Origin of the sequence: Clostridium sp. D46t1_190503_E9 (assembly GCF_015555225.1) — a bacterium.
Taxonomy (GTDB): Bacteria; Bacillota; Clostridia; order Clostridiales; family Clostridiaceae; genus Clostridium.
On sequence record NZ_JADNKB010000021.1, the window covers coordinates 16,061 to 31,972 of the forward strand.

Annotated in this window: 13 protein-coding genes and 1 pseudogene; 2 read left to right on the plus strand and 12 right to left on the minus strand. The window is 29.4% G+C overall.

All coding sequences use genetic code 11. The features are described from left to right. Window positions 1–77 precede the first annotated feature (77 nt). The 8 genes from wecB to I2E83_RS17390 all read right to left on the minus strand — a co-directional run bounded on the left by wecB (window position 78) and on the right by I2E83_RS17390 (window position 7,879). Window positions 78–1,229 carry a UDP-N-acetylglucosamine 2-epimerase (non-hydrolyzing) gene (wecB, locus tag I2E83_RS17355; protein WP_195262765.1) on the minus strand — a complete coding sequence of 384 codons (1,152 nt, stop codon included), beginning with the start codon at window positions 1,227–1,229 and terminating at the stop codon, window positions 78–80. Between the two features lie 233 nt (window positions 1,230–1,462). Further along, the gene (gene upp, locus I2E83_RS17360) at window positions 1,463–2,092 is read right to left on the minus strand and encodes a uracil phosphoribosyltransferase (RefSeq protein ID WP_195262766.1); all 630 of its coding nucleotides are present in this window, start codon (window positions 2,090–2,092) and stop codon (window positions 1,463–1,465) included. A 29-nt stretch (window positions 2,093–2,121) separates the two neighbouring features. After that, a complete protein-coding gene (gene rpiB / locus I2E83_RS17365) occupies window positions 2,122–2,574 on the minus strand; it encodes a ribose 5-phosphate isomerase B (RefSeq protein ID WP_195262767.1) in 453 nt (150 codons plus the stop codon). Between the two features lie 77 nt (window positions 2,575–2,651). Next, a complete protein-coding gene (locus I2E83_RS17370) occupies window positions 2,652–3,701 on the minus strand; it encodes an L-threonylcarbamoyladenylate synthase (RefSeq protein WP_195262768.1) in 1,050 nt (349 codons plus the stop codon). A 20-nt stretch (window positions 3,702–3,721) separates the two neighbouring features. Continuing rightward, window positions 3,722–4,309, minus strand: coding sequence for a hypothetical protein (locus tag I2E83_RS17375; RefSeq protein ID WP_195262769.1), 588 nt, complete (start codon window positions 4,307–4,309; stop codon window positions 3,722–3,724). 51 nt (window positions 4,310–4,360) lie between these two features. Continuing rightward, window positions 4,361–5,446, minus strand: a complete 1,086-nt coding sequence (prfA, locus tag I2E83_RS17380) for a peptide chain release factor 1 (protein WP_195262770.1) — start codon at window positions 5,444–5,446, stop codon at window positions 4,361–4,363. Between the two features lie 63 nt (window positions 5,447–5,509). Then, window positions 5,510–7,273 carry a peptide chain release factor N(5)-glutamine methyltransferase gene (prmC, locus tag I2E83_RS17385; protein WP_195431278.1) on the minus strand — a complete coding sequence of 588 codons (1,764 nt, stop codon included), beginning with the start codon at window positions 7,271–7,273 and terminating at the stop codon, window positions 5,510–5,512. Window positions 7,274–7,291: 18 nt separating this feature from the next. Then, window positions 7,292–7,879, minus strand: coding sequence for a thymidine kinase (locus I2E83_RS17390; protein ID WP_195262772.1), 588 nt, complete (start codon window positions 7,877–7,879; stop codon window positions 7,292–7,294). A 150-nt stretch (window positions 7,880–8,029) separates the two neighbouring features. Here I2E83_RS17390 and rpmE point away from each other — a divergent pair, with 150 nt between their 5' ends. Beyond that, on the plus strand, window positions 8,030–8,236 hold the full coding sequence (rpmE, locus tag I2E83_RS17395) for a 50S ribosomal protein L31 (RefSeq protein ID WP_008676589.1): 207 nt from the start codon (window positions 8,030–8,032) through the stop codon (window positions 8,234–8,236). Between the two features lie 245 nt (window positions 8,237–8,481). Continuing rightward, window positions 8,482–9,582 carry a glycosyltransferase gene (locus I2E83_RS17400; protein WP_195431280.1) on the plus strand — a complete coding sequence of 367 codons (1,101 nt, stop codon included), beginning with the start codon at window positions 8,482–8,484 and terminating at the stop codon, window positions 9,580–9,582. A gap of 44 nt (window positions 9,583–9,626) precedes the next feature. Here the strand turns inward: I2E83_RS17400 and rho are convergent, their stop codons facing one another. The 4 genes and pseudogenes from rho to I2E83_RS18100 all read right to left on the minus strand — a co-directional run. After that, window positions 9,627–11,075, minus strand: coding sequence for a transcription termination factor Rho (gene rho, locus I2E83_RS17405; RefSeq protein WP_195262774.1), 1,449 nt, complete (start codon window positions 11,073–11,075; stop codon window positions 9,627–9,629). A 283-nt stretch (window positions 11,076–11,358) separates the two neighbouring features. Further along, window positions 11,359–14,868 carry a 5'-nucleotidase C-terminal domain-containing protein gene (locus I2E83_RS17410; RefSeq protein WP_195431282.1) on the minus strand — a complete coding sequence of 1,170 codons (3,510 nt, stop codon included), beginning with the start codon at window positions 14,866–14,868 and terminating at the stop codon, window positions 11,359–11,361. Window positions 14,869–15,054: 186 nt separating this feature from the next. Then, window positions 15,055–15,702, minus strand: a complete 648-nt coding sequence (fsa, locus tag I2E83_RS17415) for a fructose-6-phosphate aldolase (RefSeq protein ID WP_195431283.1) — start codon at window positions 15,700–15,702, stop codon at window positions 15,055–15,057. A gap of 96 nt (window positions 15,703–15,798) precedes the next feature. Next, window positions 15,799–15,912: pseudogene (locus I2E83_RS18100) on the minus strand (ABC transporter permease); the annotation flags it as partial.

Genomic DNA, 15,912 nt, shown 5'->3' on the forward strand with positions numbered 1-15,912 from the left:
AATTTGTTAAACAATTAACACAATTTAATTATACCACTTTATTCCTTTTAATCAACCACAAAATTTTATCTTTTTATTTATCTTAAAAACTCTTCTATTTCCACTGTTCTTATATTAAAGTATTTTTCTATTATGTCTGCAATTCTTTTGGATGCTAGACCATCACCATATGGATTTGCTGCTTTACTCATCTTTGTATATGCATCTTTGTTATTTATTAAATTATTAGCTTCTAGAACTATCTTATCTATATCGGTTCCGACTAATTTTACTGTACCATATTCAACAGCTTCTGGTCTTTCTGTTACATCTCTAAGAACTAACACTGGTTTTCCTAGGTGTGGAGCTTCCTCTTGTAGTCCACCAGAATCCGTCATTACCATAAAACATTTATTCATTAAATTATGTGTTTCTTTAGTATCTAATGGAGGTAATAAATGTACTCTTTTTTTATTTCCTAATTTACTATAAACAACATCTTTTACTACTGGATTTAAATGAACTAAATATATAAGTTCAACATCTTCATTTTCATCTACTATTTTATTCAGAGCTTCGCAGATATTATCTATTCCTTCTCCCCAATTTTCTCTTCTATGTGCAGTTATCATTATTACTTTTTTATTTTCAAAATCTATTTTATTTAATATATCATTTTCAAATATATAGTCTTCTTTTACAGTATGAAGCATTGCATCTATAACTGTATTTCCTGTTATATAAATATCAGATTCATTCACCCCTTCTCTTAAAAGGTTTGATTTTGAACTTTTAGTAGGAGCAAAATGTAAATCAGCTAAAGCTCCTGTAAGCTTTCTATTCATTTCTTCTGGAAATGGAAAATACTTATCAAATGTTCTAAGCCCAGCTTCTACATGCCCAACTTTTATTTGTTGATAAAAAGCTGCAAGAGCTCCTGAAAATGTAGTAGTAGTATCACCATGAACTAAAATCATATCTGGCTTTTCTTGTAAAAATATTTCTTCTAACCCTTCTAAAACTCTATTAGTTATTCCTGTTAGAGTTTGCTTATTCTTCATTATATTTAAGTCAAAATCTGGTTCTATATCAAAATAATCTAAAACTTGATCTAACATTTCTCTATGTTGAGCTGTTACACAAACCTTTGAATCAATTCCTTCTCTTTTCTCTAACTCTTTCACTAAAGGAGCCATTTTTATCGCCTCAGGCCTAGTACCAAATATAGTTATTATTTTTTTCTTATCCATTTTAGGTTCCTCCTAATTAAAATTAAAAATTAATTCTTTCACTACTATATAATTACTATTTCTAAATATTTAGGGCTTTATTCTAATTAATTCTACATTCTTTATAAGTGGAATGTTTATCTAATTATACACTTTTAAATATAAATAAACAAATAATACTATGCTTTATAAGATAATCCATAATTCAGCAAATAGAGGGTAGCTTATATATAAGCTACCCTCTATTTATTAAATTATTTTGTTCCAAATAATCTATCTCCTGCATCACCAAGCCCAGGAACTATGTATCCATGTTCATTTAACTTTTCATCTATTCCAGCAACATATATGTCTACATCAGGATGAGCTTTTTGAACAAGTTCAATACCTTCTGGAGAGCTTATTAAGCACATAAGTCTTAAATTTTTAGCGCCTCTTTTCTTTAACATCGTTATAGCATCTGCTGCTGATCCTCCTGTAGCTAACATTGGATCTACTACTATTACGTCTCTCTCTGCTATATCTTGAGGTAGCTTACAGAAGTATTCTACTGGTTGAAGAGTTTCTTCATCTCTATATAATCCTACATGACCAACTTTAGCCGCTGGTATAAGCTTAAGCATACCATCTACCATACCAAGTCCAGCTCTTAATATAGGTACTATAGCCATTTTCTTACCTGATAACATCTTACATTTTGTTTTACAAATTGGAGTTTCTATTTCTACCTCCTCAGTGCTTAAATCTCTAGTTACTTCATAGGCCATAAGCATTGAAACTTCTTCTACTAATTCCCTGAAATCCTTTGAACCAGTGTCCTTACTTCTTATGAAAGCTAATTTGTGTAATATTAATGGGTGATCTATTTGTGTTACTTTACTCATTTATATTCCTCCTACAGCATTTTAATTTTTTATTGTTCATAATATTTTTTCTCTATCTCTGTTATTTTATCAATTCTATTTTGATGCCTTCCACCTTGGAACTCAGTATTTAAGAATGTTTTTACTATATCTAATGCTAAACCTGGTCCAACTACCCTTTGACCAAGAGTTAATATATTAGCATCATTGTGTTCTCTTGTTGCATGAGCACTAAAAGTATCAGAACATAATGCTGCCCTAACTCCAGGTACCTTGTTTGCTGCGATACCTATACCTATACCTGTTCCACATATTAAAATTCCAAAATCGAACTCTTTTGCTACTACCGCTTCTGCCACCGGTAATGCATAATCAGGATAATCACATGATTCAGTAGAGTTAGTACCAAAATCTTTTACTTCATATCCTTCTGTAATTAGATAATTTTTTATTTCTTCTTTTAAATCAACTCCACCATGATCTGAGCCTATTGCTATCTTCATAAGAATGTACCTCCTAACTATTGTAATTGTAAATTTTATATAATAAAAAAGGAAAGGTGTCCCCCTTCCCTCCCTAATTATACTTCTAATATATCAAAACCTGCTGCTTTATTTAATCTATTCATTATAGCAAGGCCTACTCCCTTTTCATCAAAAGCCTGACATAATATAATATCAACATTTAAATCATCACATTCTCTAAGTGATTCAAATAAATTTCTTGCTACATCATATAGATTTTTTTCACTTCCTAAAGAAATCACTTTACCTTTATTGAAACAACTACACAATTCATCTGTAGATAGTATTGCAACCTCTTTTTGATTTTCTATATAATTTTGTACTATTTCATTAATTTTTTCAATAGTTTTTTGCTTATTTCCCTTGATTATTTTTAATTTAGCCTTTGGAGCATAATGTCTGTACTTCATACCAGGCGCTTTAGGCTTCAAATTTTCATCTGGCTTTCCTTGTATTGCTTTGTCTATTTCTATCTCTTTACAAACCTCTTGTAGCATTTCTAACGTTATTCCGCCTGGTCTTAAAACCATAGGTGGATTAACTGTGCAATCTACTATTGTAGATTCAACCCCAACATTACTTTTTTCTCCACCAATTATATAATCTATTCTTCCATTTAAATCCTCAATACAACGCTCAACTTCTGTTGGACTAGGCCTTCCTGATATATTGGCTGATGGTGCCGCAATCGGACATCCAGATAATTCTATAAGCTTTAATGCTATATTATTGTTTGGCATCCTTACACCTATTGTATCTAGATTGGCACTAGTTCTATTTGGAATTATTTCTTTCTTATTTAAAATTATAGTCAATGGACCTGGCCAAAATCTATCAATAAGTCTTTGTGCTATTTCAGGAACTTCTTTGACTAAACCACTTATATCTTTCGAAGAAACATGTACTATTAATGGATTATCTTGGGGTCTACCTTTCGCATTAAATATTTTTTCTACAGCCTCATCATTTAACGCATTAGCGCCCAATCCATATACTGTCTCTGTTGGAAATGCAACAACCCCTCCATTATATATAATGTCAGCTGCTTCTTTTAAATATTTAATATCTTTATCAATATTTTTTATAATAGCTACCTTTGTTTCCAAAAGTTCTACCTTCCTTCTCTTTATATTTCTATTTGTTCTCTTGCTATTTTTATATTTTCTATAGCTGAAGATGTATAGGATGCTCTAACACAACTTTTATATATCTCATCTAATAAGTTATATTTTTTCAATGCACCCTTTCTTATAACTTGAAAATAGTAATTTTCCTCTGGATTTATTCTTTTTACTTTTATGTATTCTTCTGCTGCTTCTGGATATCTCTTAATAAAAGCTTTTGTTACAGGTTTTAAATATTTATTTCTAAATCTAACAGTAGCTATTAATATAATATCCATGTCTTCCTTTGTTTTATCTGTATGTACAACTGCTACCTTATCACATAAAATAACTGATTCTTTTGAAAATAATCCACTGTTAAATTTAAGTTTATTATTATTGCAGTAAAATATTAATCTATGATAATTCAATTTATTTATACATGATATTACTATCAATCCTTCTATAGTCACTAAGTAAATCCATAAAAATATTTGTTTAATTTGTGCTAAGAAAGCTACTAAAGGAAGTATTGTAAATAGCATGAACATTAATATAAAGAATTGTCTTTGATGATTCTTTTCTTTTTTTAATGCTTTGTTTATTTTCATTCTTCCCACCTACTTTAAAAGCCCCACATTATAAAATGTAAGGCTTTTTTATTAAATAGCGTCTGTATTACCCATTTGTTTCATTTTTTCAGCTTGATCAGCAGTAATTAACGCATTAATCACTTCTTCTATATCACCATTTAAATATGATTCTAACTTATAAAGTGTTAATCCAATTCTATGATCTGTAACTCTTCCTTGAGGATAGTTATAAGTTCTTATTCTCTCACTTCTATCCCCTGAACCTACTTGGCTCTTTCTATCTTCTGCTATACCAGCATTTCTTTCTGCTTCTGCAGCTTCATATAATCTAGATCTTAAAACCTTCATAGCTTTTTCTTTATTCTTTAATTGTGATTTTTCATCTTGACATGCAACAACAACTCCTGTTGGTAAGTGTGTAATTCTTACTGCTGAATCTGTTGTATTAACGCACTGTCCTCCATTACCAGAAGATCTATAAACATCTATTCTTAAATCTTTTTCGTTTATTTCTATTTCAACATCATCAACTTCTGGTAAAACTGCTACCGTTGCTGTAGATGTATGAATTCTACCACTTGATTCTGTATCAGGAACTCTTTGTACTCTATGTACACCACTTTCATATTTTAGTTTAGAATATGCTCCTGATCCCTTAATCATAAATACTACTTCTTTAAATCCGCCAATATCAGTTTCATTAGCACTCATTAATTCAACTGACCATCTTTGTGTTTCTGCATATCTTGTATACATTCTAAATAAATTTGCTGCAAATAGAGCGGCTTCATCTCCACCTGCACCACCTCTTATTTCTACAAAAACGTTCTTATCGTCATTTGGATCTTTAGGTAATAAAAGAATTTGGATATGCTTTTCTAACTCTTCTTCTCTTGCCGTTAAGTCTGAGATTTCTTCTGAAAGCATTTCTCTCATTTCTTTATCACTTTCTTCTGCTAACATTTCTTTGTTAGCTGCTAAATCATCTATAACTGTTCTATATTCTCTATATGCAGTAACTATAACTTCTAAATCAGCATGTTCCTTACATAGCTTTCTCCATTCATTTTGGTTAGCCATTATTGAAGGATCTGATATCTTAACAGATAATTCATCGTATTTATTTTCTATAAAAGCCAATTTATCTAATAACATAAATATCACTCCGTACTATATTTTTTAATATCTCCATATTATATCACAAGAAATAGAAATTTATCAATATTTAAAGTATCCCAGCACAACTCTGTCTAACCCTGCCAAGTCTTTTACCAATTTTATATTGTAAAATCCAGCTTCTCTCATTAAATTACTAACTTCTTTCCCTTGATCATAACCAATTTCAAAAGCTAGTATTCCTTCATTATTTAATGTAGTTTTACTTTCCTCTATTATTCTTTTATAAAATACTAATCCATCATCTCCGCCATCTAGTGCTGTATGAGGCTCATATTTTTTTACATCATCCATTAAATTGCTTATTTCATCTGCTTTTATATATGGTGGGTTTGAAGCTATTATATCATACTTCTTCCCCTTACTTATTGGCTCCTTTAGTAAATCACTTTTTATAAATTTGACTCTATCCTCTAATCCATGCTTAATAATATTTTTTTTAGTTATTTTTTCTGGGGCTTCATAAAAATCAATTTCTTCTACATTTATTTTTTTTCTATAATTTGCAAGAGATATTCCAATTGCACCACTTCCAGAACATAAATCACAAACATTTAGTTCATCTTCTTCATTTATTACTGATAGCAATTCCTCAACTAATATCTCTGTATCTCCTCTTGGAATTAAGACGCCTTCTTCTACATTAAAATCTAATCCCATAAATTCTGTTTCGCCTAAAATATATTTTATAGGCATTTTATTTTTTCTTTTTTCAACTAATTCAAAATATTCCTTCTCATCTTTTATAGAAACATTCTTATCTCTATTTGTTATTATATACAACTTATCTTTTGCTAAAACAGTACCTAATAATAATTGAGCATCTAAAATATAGGTATCTATATTCACTTCTTTTAACTCTTTAGAAGCTATATCTAGCAATTCACCTATTGTTTTTTCTTTAGGTTTAAGACCTTCTGCTTTCATAAGAGCTGCAATAGCTACTTCTATTTGATCGTCATCTGGCTCCTTTGTTGTAAGCTCTTGAAGCTTTAATCCTGGGTATGCTATTACCTTCGATAATTTATTATTGCTTTTTCCAAGCCATTTAATTAACTCATATGTTATTCCTGATACAACTGGAATTAATAGTATTCTAAGCAATAGCCTTTGGAAAAATCCACCCCAACCGGTAAAGCTGAAAATTATAATACTGACAAACATAATTAAAAATAGGAAGTTAGTCCCACATCTTGGATGAAACCTACTAAATTTTTTTACGTTTTCTACTGTTAATTCCTCTTCCGCTTCATAACAAAATATTGATTTATGCTCTGCTCCATGATACTGAAAAACTCTGTAAATATCATCCATCTTACTTATGGAGTACATATAGATAAGTAAAATCGCAATTCTAATTATCGCTTCTATTAAATTTAAAGCTATAGCTGGAATATTGAAATAACTAAACAATGATGCAATTGCTGTAGGTAAAGCTACAAATAAACCTATAGCAATAGTAAATGATAAAAGCATAGTTGCTCCCATTATTAAATCATTGCTTTTCTCTCCGAATTTATTTTTTAGCCAAAGCTCAAATTTTGATTCACTTTCCTCTTCATCTTCAAAAAACTCTGCTGAATAATTCAAAGTGTTAATTCCTGTAATAAGGGAATCAACGAGTACAAATATTCCTCTAATAAATGGAATATTTAAAAACTTATATTTTTTTGTTATAGGAACTATTTTTTTAAAATCTATTTTTATTTCCTTATTGGGAGTTCTAACAGCTGTAGCTTGCCCCTTGCTTCCTCTCATCATGACTCCTTCAATAACTGCTTGGCCTCCAACTTCACATTTCCTCAATTTTACCACTCTTTCTATTTATAAATTATTCTTATATTTGAAATAGCAGTGTCCACATAGAGATTCATACTCAACATTATCAACATTATCTATAGCTATTTGTTCGCCTTCAAAAACAAATCTATCGTTGATTTTTCTTCCATTCAACACAGCTTTTCTTCCACACTTACATATTGTTTTCATTTCCTCTATACTATGAGCAAGTAACAATAATCTTATACTTCCTTCAAATCCTTGCATTTTAAAGTCAGTTCTTAAACCATAGCATATTACAGGTATATCTAAAACAACTGCTATCTCAAATAATTGGTCTATTTGCTTTGATTTTAAAAATTGAACTTCATCCACTAATATGCAATCTATTTTTTTATTTTTTTCTTTATATTCTTCAACCTTTTCTAATATATTATCTTCATCATAAATAACTAAATCTACTTTTCTTTCAACACCTAATCTTGAAACTAATCTTTCTCCACCCTTTTTATCCGTAAAAGGTTTAATTAATGCAACATTCATTCCTCTTTCTTCATAGTTATAAGCAACCTGCATTAGATGTGTTGATTTTCCTGAATTCATAGCCCCATATCTAAAATATAATTTACTCATAATACGTCTCCTTTTCATTAGATATACTAAGATTATAGCATCTTATATAATAACTAATCAAAGATATTTTTATTATGTAATTCCTTGACTCAATAAAGCACCTATGATATACTCAAATGGTTATTTAAGTAGTCGAAAGAGGTGAAAAATATGAGAGAAGGCATACATCCAAAATACAACCACGAAGCTGTAGTTAAGTGTGCATGTGGAAATACTTTTACAACTGGTTCAGTTAAAGATGAACTAAAAGTAGAAATATGCTCTAAATGCCACCCATTCTTCACTGGTAAACAAAAAATTATTGATGTTGGCGGAAGAGTTGACAAATTCAATAAGAGATTTAATCTTAACAAATAGAAATTCTGGGAAAGACATAGTCTTTCCCATTTTTTCTTTTATTTCTTAATTTTATCTTAGAATTTTACTTTTTTATGTTTTACATCAATTTTTATAATATAATATAATTGTAATTATATTTAAATAAATATTTTTAATTTTTTATTTAAATCTGAATTAACTATTTATCTTTACAGAATTAATATATAATTCAACTCGTAACTTAATTATATTATGTTATTTAGAAAAGTGAGTGTTATTTAATCATGAAAAAAATTTTAATATTAACAACTTCTACAGGGGAAGGTCATAATCAAGCTGCAAACTCAATATCTAGTTCATTCGAAAACTCTGGATATGAAGTTATACGCCATGATTTTTTAAAAAATAATAGTAAAATATTAACCAAGCTATTTATTAGTGGTTATGAAATATCAGCATCTTTTTTCCCAAAAACTTATGGATTAGCATATAAACTTACTGATACAGGTTTTACAAATAAACTTTTATCTCTTGTTTTTTGCTTTACTAAAAGAAAAATATCTAAACTAATTAATTCAATTAGTCCTGATATAATATTAGTTACACATCCATTTGCAGTAAATATAATGGGATCGCTTAAAAGAAAAGGCTTAAACAAACCTGTAATAGTTATAGTAACTGATTTTAAGGCTCATTCAACATATATAGATAAAAATATAGATGCTTATATTACTGCAAGCGAAAATACAAAAGAGGATTTAGCCAAAAGAGGAATAGATTCTAGAAGAATATTTACTTTTGGAATTCCTGTTAAAGATGAATTTTTAGAAAATAAATCTGATATAAAGGCAACTAAAAACGATGACTATTTCAATATTTTGCTGATGAGTGGTAGCATGGGGTTGAAAAATATTTCTTATGTTTTGAAAGAATTATTAAATAACTCAAATAAACTTAGAATCACAGTTGTATGCGGAAAAAATGAGAAATTAAGGGAAGACCTACTCAAAGAATATAAATATTCAATTAAAGATAAAAAACTTCATATACTTGGTTTCTCAAGAGATGTTGATTCTTTAATGGAATATTCAGATTTAATAATAAGTAAACCTGGTGGTCTTACAGTTACTGAAGCAATAACTAAAAATTTACCGTTATTAATTCCATTTGCCATACCAGGGCAGGAAACTCAAAATGTAGAGTTTTTAACCTCCAATGGATATGCTTTATATGTAGATAATCTTTTAGAGTTAAATTTTGCAATAGATAATTTAATTTCTAATCCAAATGAATTAGAAAAAATGCGTTACAAATTATCTAAGTTATCCTCTTGTTATTCAAAGGAAAAAATAGTAAATTTAGCTGATAAATTAATATTTAAATAAAAAATGTGTATAAGGTATTACCCTATACACATTTTTTCTTCAGATTATTTTTTCTCTATTTCACTTTTACTAAATATATTTATGAATTCCTTGTTATTTTTAGTTTTTGTAAGCATATTTATTAATTTTTCAGTCACATTTTCTATGTTTCCATCTCTATACATAACTCTTCTAATTGAATATGCAACTTCCTTCTCTTCATCTGATAAAATTAAATCTTCTTTTCTAGTTCCAGATTTGTATATATCAATTGCTGGGAATATTCTTCTTTCTTGAAGCTTTCTATCTAGATGAACTTCCATATTCCCAGTTCCCTTAAATTCTTCAAATATCATATCGTCCATTCTAGAACCAGTATCAATTAAGGCTGTTGCAAGTATAGTTAAACTTCCACCCTCTTCGATATTTCTAGCTGCCCCAAAGAATTTTTTAGGCATTATTAAAGCACCTGGATCTAATCCGCCAGATAATGTTCTCCCTGTTGGAGTAATCGTTAAATTATATGCTCTAGAAAGTCTAGTTAAACTATCTAGTAATATAACTACATCTTTTCCTTGTTCAACCATTCTTTTGGCTCTTTCTAATACCATTTGAGATACCTTTGCATGGTTTTGAGGTTCTTCATCAAAAGTTGAATATATAACATCACCATTTATTGATCTCTTCATATCCGTTACTTCTTCTGGTCTCTCATCTATAAGTAGAACTATAAGTTTAACTTCCGGATAATTTTTAGATATATTTTGGGCAACCTTTTTTAATAAAGTTGTTTTACCTGCCTTAGGAGGCGCAACTATTATCCCTCTTTGCCCCTTACCTATAGGACAAATTATATCCATTAATCTTGAAGATAAATCTCCTTCATTATTAGTTTCTAAATGTAATCTATCTTGAGGATATATAGGCGTTAATGTTTCAAAAGATTTTCTTCCAACTGCTCTTTCAGGATTTTCTCCATTTACTCTTTCAACATAAAGTAATGCTTTAAACTTTTCTCCTTCTTTAGCTTCTCTTACCTTTCCTTCAACTTCATCACCAGTCCTAAGATTAAATCTCCTTATTTGAGATGGTGATACATATACGTCATTTTCACCAGTTTGATAATTGTTACATCTCAAAAAGCCAAAGCTATTATTTTCTAATATTTCTAATACGCCTTTAGCAGTATTAGACTCATTTATCATAACTTTTAGTCGTTCTCTTTTTTCTTCCCTATTTTCCTCTTTAATTTCTTCTTTTTTTTCTTCTTTTTTTTCTTCTCTGATTTCCTTATTAAAATTATTATTCACTACATTTACTTCTTCAGCTTTCACTTTAGGTGTTATCTTTTCTTGTAATATAACTCCATTTTTTTCTATACTTTTTGGTGAATTTTCAATTATTGCATCAATAAGCTCATTCTTCTTTAATTTACTTATATTTTTTATATTAAGTTGCTTAGCTATTTCTTTTAATTCAGCTAATGTTTTTCTTTCATATATTTCTTTAGTCAAAACTGCACCTCCACGGATAATTTTATTTATAATTCAATTATGAATAAAAAATCAATATTTAAATTTAATAAATTCTAAATTGGGATATTTTCAGATATAAATATTAAAGATATGAATCTCTTGGATTTTATATATGTATTTATATTATGAATTAATATATTTAATTTATCAAGGATAATTTTATTAATTATAATATTACTATTATTTCCTTATTTATAATTTTAATACTTATTTAATTAAAAAGGAGCTATCTATATCATTAAGATAGCTCCTTAAAATATTACTAACTAGCTTTTTCTTCACTCTTCTTTCTAAACATTACATATCCAACTCCTGATATTAATATAGCAAATACTAGCAGGTTTATAGGATTTTGTCCCCCAGTAGTTGGTAAATTACTTTGATTATTTGAGCCTTCTTCTCCACTATTGTTTCCACCTGTGTTTCCACCTGAATTTTCTCCTGGATTTATAGGTGTTTTTGTGTCATCTACTCCAGCAATTAATAAGTTGTCTATATTTGTATCTACGCCATTAGCCTTCCATTCTTTAACTATCTCGTCTCTCATAACTAAATTTGTATCTTTCATATTTTTAGCATTACTAAAATTATATCCATCTCCACCAGTTGCCATAAAGTCATTAACTACAACTGTATAATATTTATTCATATCTAATGGAGTTCCATCTGCTAATCTGATTGAAGTAATTCTTTCTCCTGCTTTAGCATCTTTATCATACCAAACTTTAATTCCTGAGAATTGTCCCCAGCCAAAGTTATCTGGCATAATTCCATGTTCTATTGCAGCTTTTACATCTGACCCCTTCAATTCCATTGTTACTAAAGTATTATCAAAAGGTAGTATTGTATATAAATCTCCAATTGTTAATACTCCTGCTGACAATGGTGCTCTTACTCCTCCACCATTAGTTATAGCAATATCTACTCCTGCAATTTTTCTCATTGCCTCAGAAACAACTGTTCCAAGAGGTGTAAGTCCTTCATTTCTATCATGTGATAGATCTTTATCTAAATCCGCTACTTTTTCACTTAATATTGGTTTTAATTCAGCCTCATATTTACTAACTATTTTTGTTGATGTTTCATCTGGTATTATATTAGCACTTCTTTCATAAAGCTTATCTAAATTAGCTCCAAGTGAAACTAATTTTCCTGTATTGTCAAAATCAAATGTTAATACTGATAAAGCTCTACCATTGTTTCCAGCTTCAACTATTTTAACTCCATTAACTTCTACATTAGTAAATAGATGATCATGAGACGCTATAATTGCATCAACATTTTTAATTTTCTTTGCTAAATCTACAGCTTCTCCAACAGGCTTTCCATCTTTATCTGTTGTTGCTCCTAAGTGAGATAATACAACAACTGCATTAACTTTATCTTCATTCCTTAATTTATCAGCATATTTTTGAACTGATATTGAAGGATCTTCAAATGTTAAATCAGCAACATTTGCTGGAGTTGTCTTATAAGCTGTTTCAGGTGTTGTAACTCCTATTAAACCAACTTTAATTCCATCTACTTCAATAATTTTATATGGATCTGCCCATTCAACAGGTTTTCCTGTTTTTTTATCTATAATATTAGCAGCTAAGAAATCAAAATTACCTGCTTTTTCCCATGTAGGAATTAATTCTTTTCCCCAGTCAAATTCATGATTTCCAACTGCAGATGCAGGTATATTTATATCCTTTAAAAACTCATTTACTGGTGCACCTTTAGTAAGGTTTGATATTGCTGTGCCTTGATATAAATCCCCAGCTGCTAGTGGTATAGCTTCATAATTAGAGGAAGCATTTAGTGCAGTTCTCGCTTTTATTGCTGATGCTAATTTAGCGATTCCAACATTTTTGCCGCTTTCCTGAACGTTTCCATGTAAATCATTAAAGCTTACTAACTCAACTCTCTTCATATTCTTAGCCTTTAAGACATCATTCCAAGTTAAGCTTCTTACATTTGGAGTTCTTCCATCATCTGATACTGGTATGCTAAGTACTCCATCATTAACTAATTTAACAGCTTCTTTTCTTAAAGTTTCATCATAATTAACTCCTGTCAATTTCCAGTTGTTATCTATATTTCTACTTATTTTTCCACCCTTAATTTTTACAATATAGTCAGTTATTAAATCTCTCATATCTGATATTTGATCATTATTAGTGTCATAAACTTTTTCATGTGTTCCAGGCTCGAATACAGGATTAGTAGATGCATTAAGTACTGAATCATATCTGTAGTTATTTACTGATAAATAAACTACATCAGTATCTTCAACAACTTTTCCATCTTTTTCGAACTTCACATTTTCAATTCTACTTCCAGCAGGTTTAGAAATATTTATTTCATAGCTAATTCCATCAAACATATCATATTGATATAATCTTATATTAGGATTTAATGATACTGTTAAATCTCCAACATTAAATGTATTATATATTGATGCTGTCCATTCCATAAATCTCTTAAGTTGCTTTCCATTTGTTTTTATTGTGTAAAGCTTATTGTCATATTTATATATATTTGATACATCAGATTTTTTGATATCTCCTGATAACATATTTGATCCAGCATCAAATAATGCTGCAGCTGATACTTGGTATCCAGTGTTAGCATCTATTCCCTTTGACTCTAAATGCTTTTTGCTATTATATAATTGAACTTCATTTACGAAATCTGTTATCCCTTGATCTCTAACTAATGATTCTGGAATATCAGCTATTTCATTTTTATCAGCTAAGCTTGGGCCTTCTAATTTACCAATAACTATGCTTGCATCTGCCTTTGCTCTTTCATCATATGGTTTTAAAGCTGATACTAGACTTTCATTTTCTGCTACTCCTGTTGTTTTTAACAATGTTCCTTTCTTCTCTTTAACTATATATCCATCATTTGATTTTTCTAGTTTTAATTCTACTTTACCTAGACTTCCTGCGTTATTAGCTGGTTGAATTAAAATAGCATTTCCAGCAGTTTTTTCTGCAAATGCTTCGTGGCTATGTCCCATAACTATTACATCTACATCAGGATTAGCTTCAGCAATTTCCCTTGCTGAATCGCCTTTACCATATTCATTATTAAAACCCATATGTGATGTAACTACATATACATCTGCTCCATCTGCAGCTTTTATTTCTTGAATAACCTTTGCCACTTCTTCAGTTGGATTCTTAGGTGTATATCCCTCTAAATTTGGTCCATCCCACTTGTCAATATGGGGAGTAACAACACCAATTGTTGCAACTTTTACTCCATTAGGTAACTCTTTTATTGTATATGCATCAAAAACTCTTTCATCACCCTTATATAGATTAGCACATAAAACCTTTACATCACCTTTTATTTGATTAGTTATTTGGAATAGCTTGTCCATCCCAAAATTAAATTCATGATTACCTAAACTAAATGAATCATATCCTATTTCTTTTACTGCTAGCATCATAGGATTTTTTTCGTCATTTAGAAATAAGTGATTATAATTACCTTGAATATTGTCTCCATTATCAACAAGAACAGTATTTTCATTTTTATCTCTTTCTTGCTTAACTAATGTAGCTATTTGAGTTAATCCTCCATCTGATCTTGTTGCTCTTGCATATTCGTATGGAACAAACCTTCCATGCAAATCGGTAGTTGCAAGAATTTGGACCGTTTCTGTTGATACTTCCTCTGCCACTGCTTTTACTAGATTCATAGGCAAATTACCTACTATGAAAGTAAACGCCGCAACTGAAGCTAAGAATTTTTTTAGGTTTCCCTTTTTAATTCTCATTTTACCCCTCCTAATTGTTTATTTATGTTATTTTTAATAATAACCATAAAAATAGACATCCAAAGAAATTAGATATAAATTTTAATATATCTTGTTAGCACTTTAGATGTCATTAATAAAAGTAGTTTAAAGTTAATTTTTTAATAAAAGTTGGTGACCGTGCACTTTAACATAAAATACACTATATTATTTTTTAGTACTATTATTCCAATCATTTAAGAATTTTTCTATTCCTATATCTGTTAACGGATTTTTAGTCATTTGAACTAATACGCTATATGGTATAGTTGCTATATGAGCTCCAGCTAATGCAGCATCTATCGCATGTATAGAATTTCTAATACTTGCTGATATAATTTCAGTTTTTATATCATGTATTCTAAAAACTGCTGCAATTTCTTCTATAAGCTCAATTCCCTTACTACCTATATCATCAACTCTTCCTATGAAAGGGCTTACATAAGTAGCTCCAGCTCTAGCAGCTAATAATGCTTGCGCTGTTGAAAAAACTAATGTTACATTTGTTTTTATTCCTTTAGAGGATAATATTTTTACTGCCTTCAATCCATCTATAGTCATTGGAATTTTTATAACTATATTAGGATGTATCTTTGCTAATTCAATGCCCTCATTAACCATTTCATTATATTTCAGGCTAATTACTTCTGCACTTATTGGTCCATCAACTATGGTAGTAATTTCCTTTATTACTTCTTTGAAATCTCTTCCCTCTTTAGCTATTAGAGATGGATTTGTAGTAACTCCACAAATAACCCCCATATCATTTGCTGATATAATTTCCTCTACATTTGCAGTATCTATAAATATTTTCATAACTCAAGCCCTCCTATACGATTATTTAAGTATTTTATTAGAAATTCATTCAAAGAATGAATTTCTAACTTAATTTTTAATTTTAATTTTTAAGCACTATCTCTTACCAGCATCAAATGGTTCACCTGATGCTTTTGGTGCTTGTGATGATTTAGAGAATAAAACTAACGCTATTAAAGTTACCACATATGGGAATATCTTTAATAATAC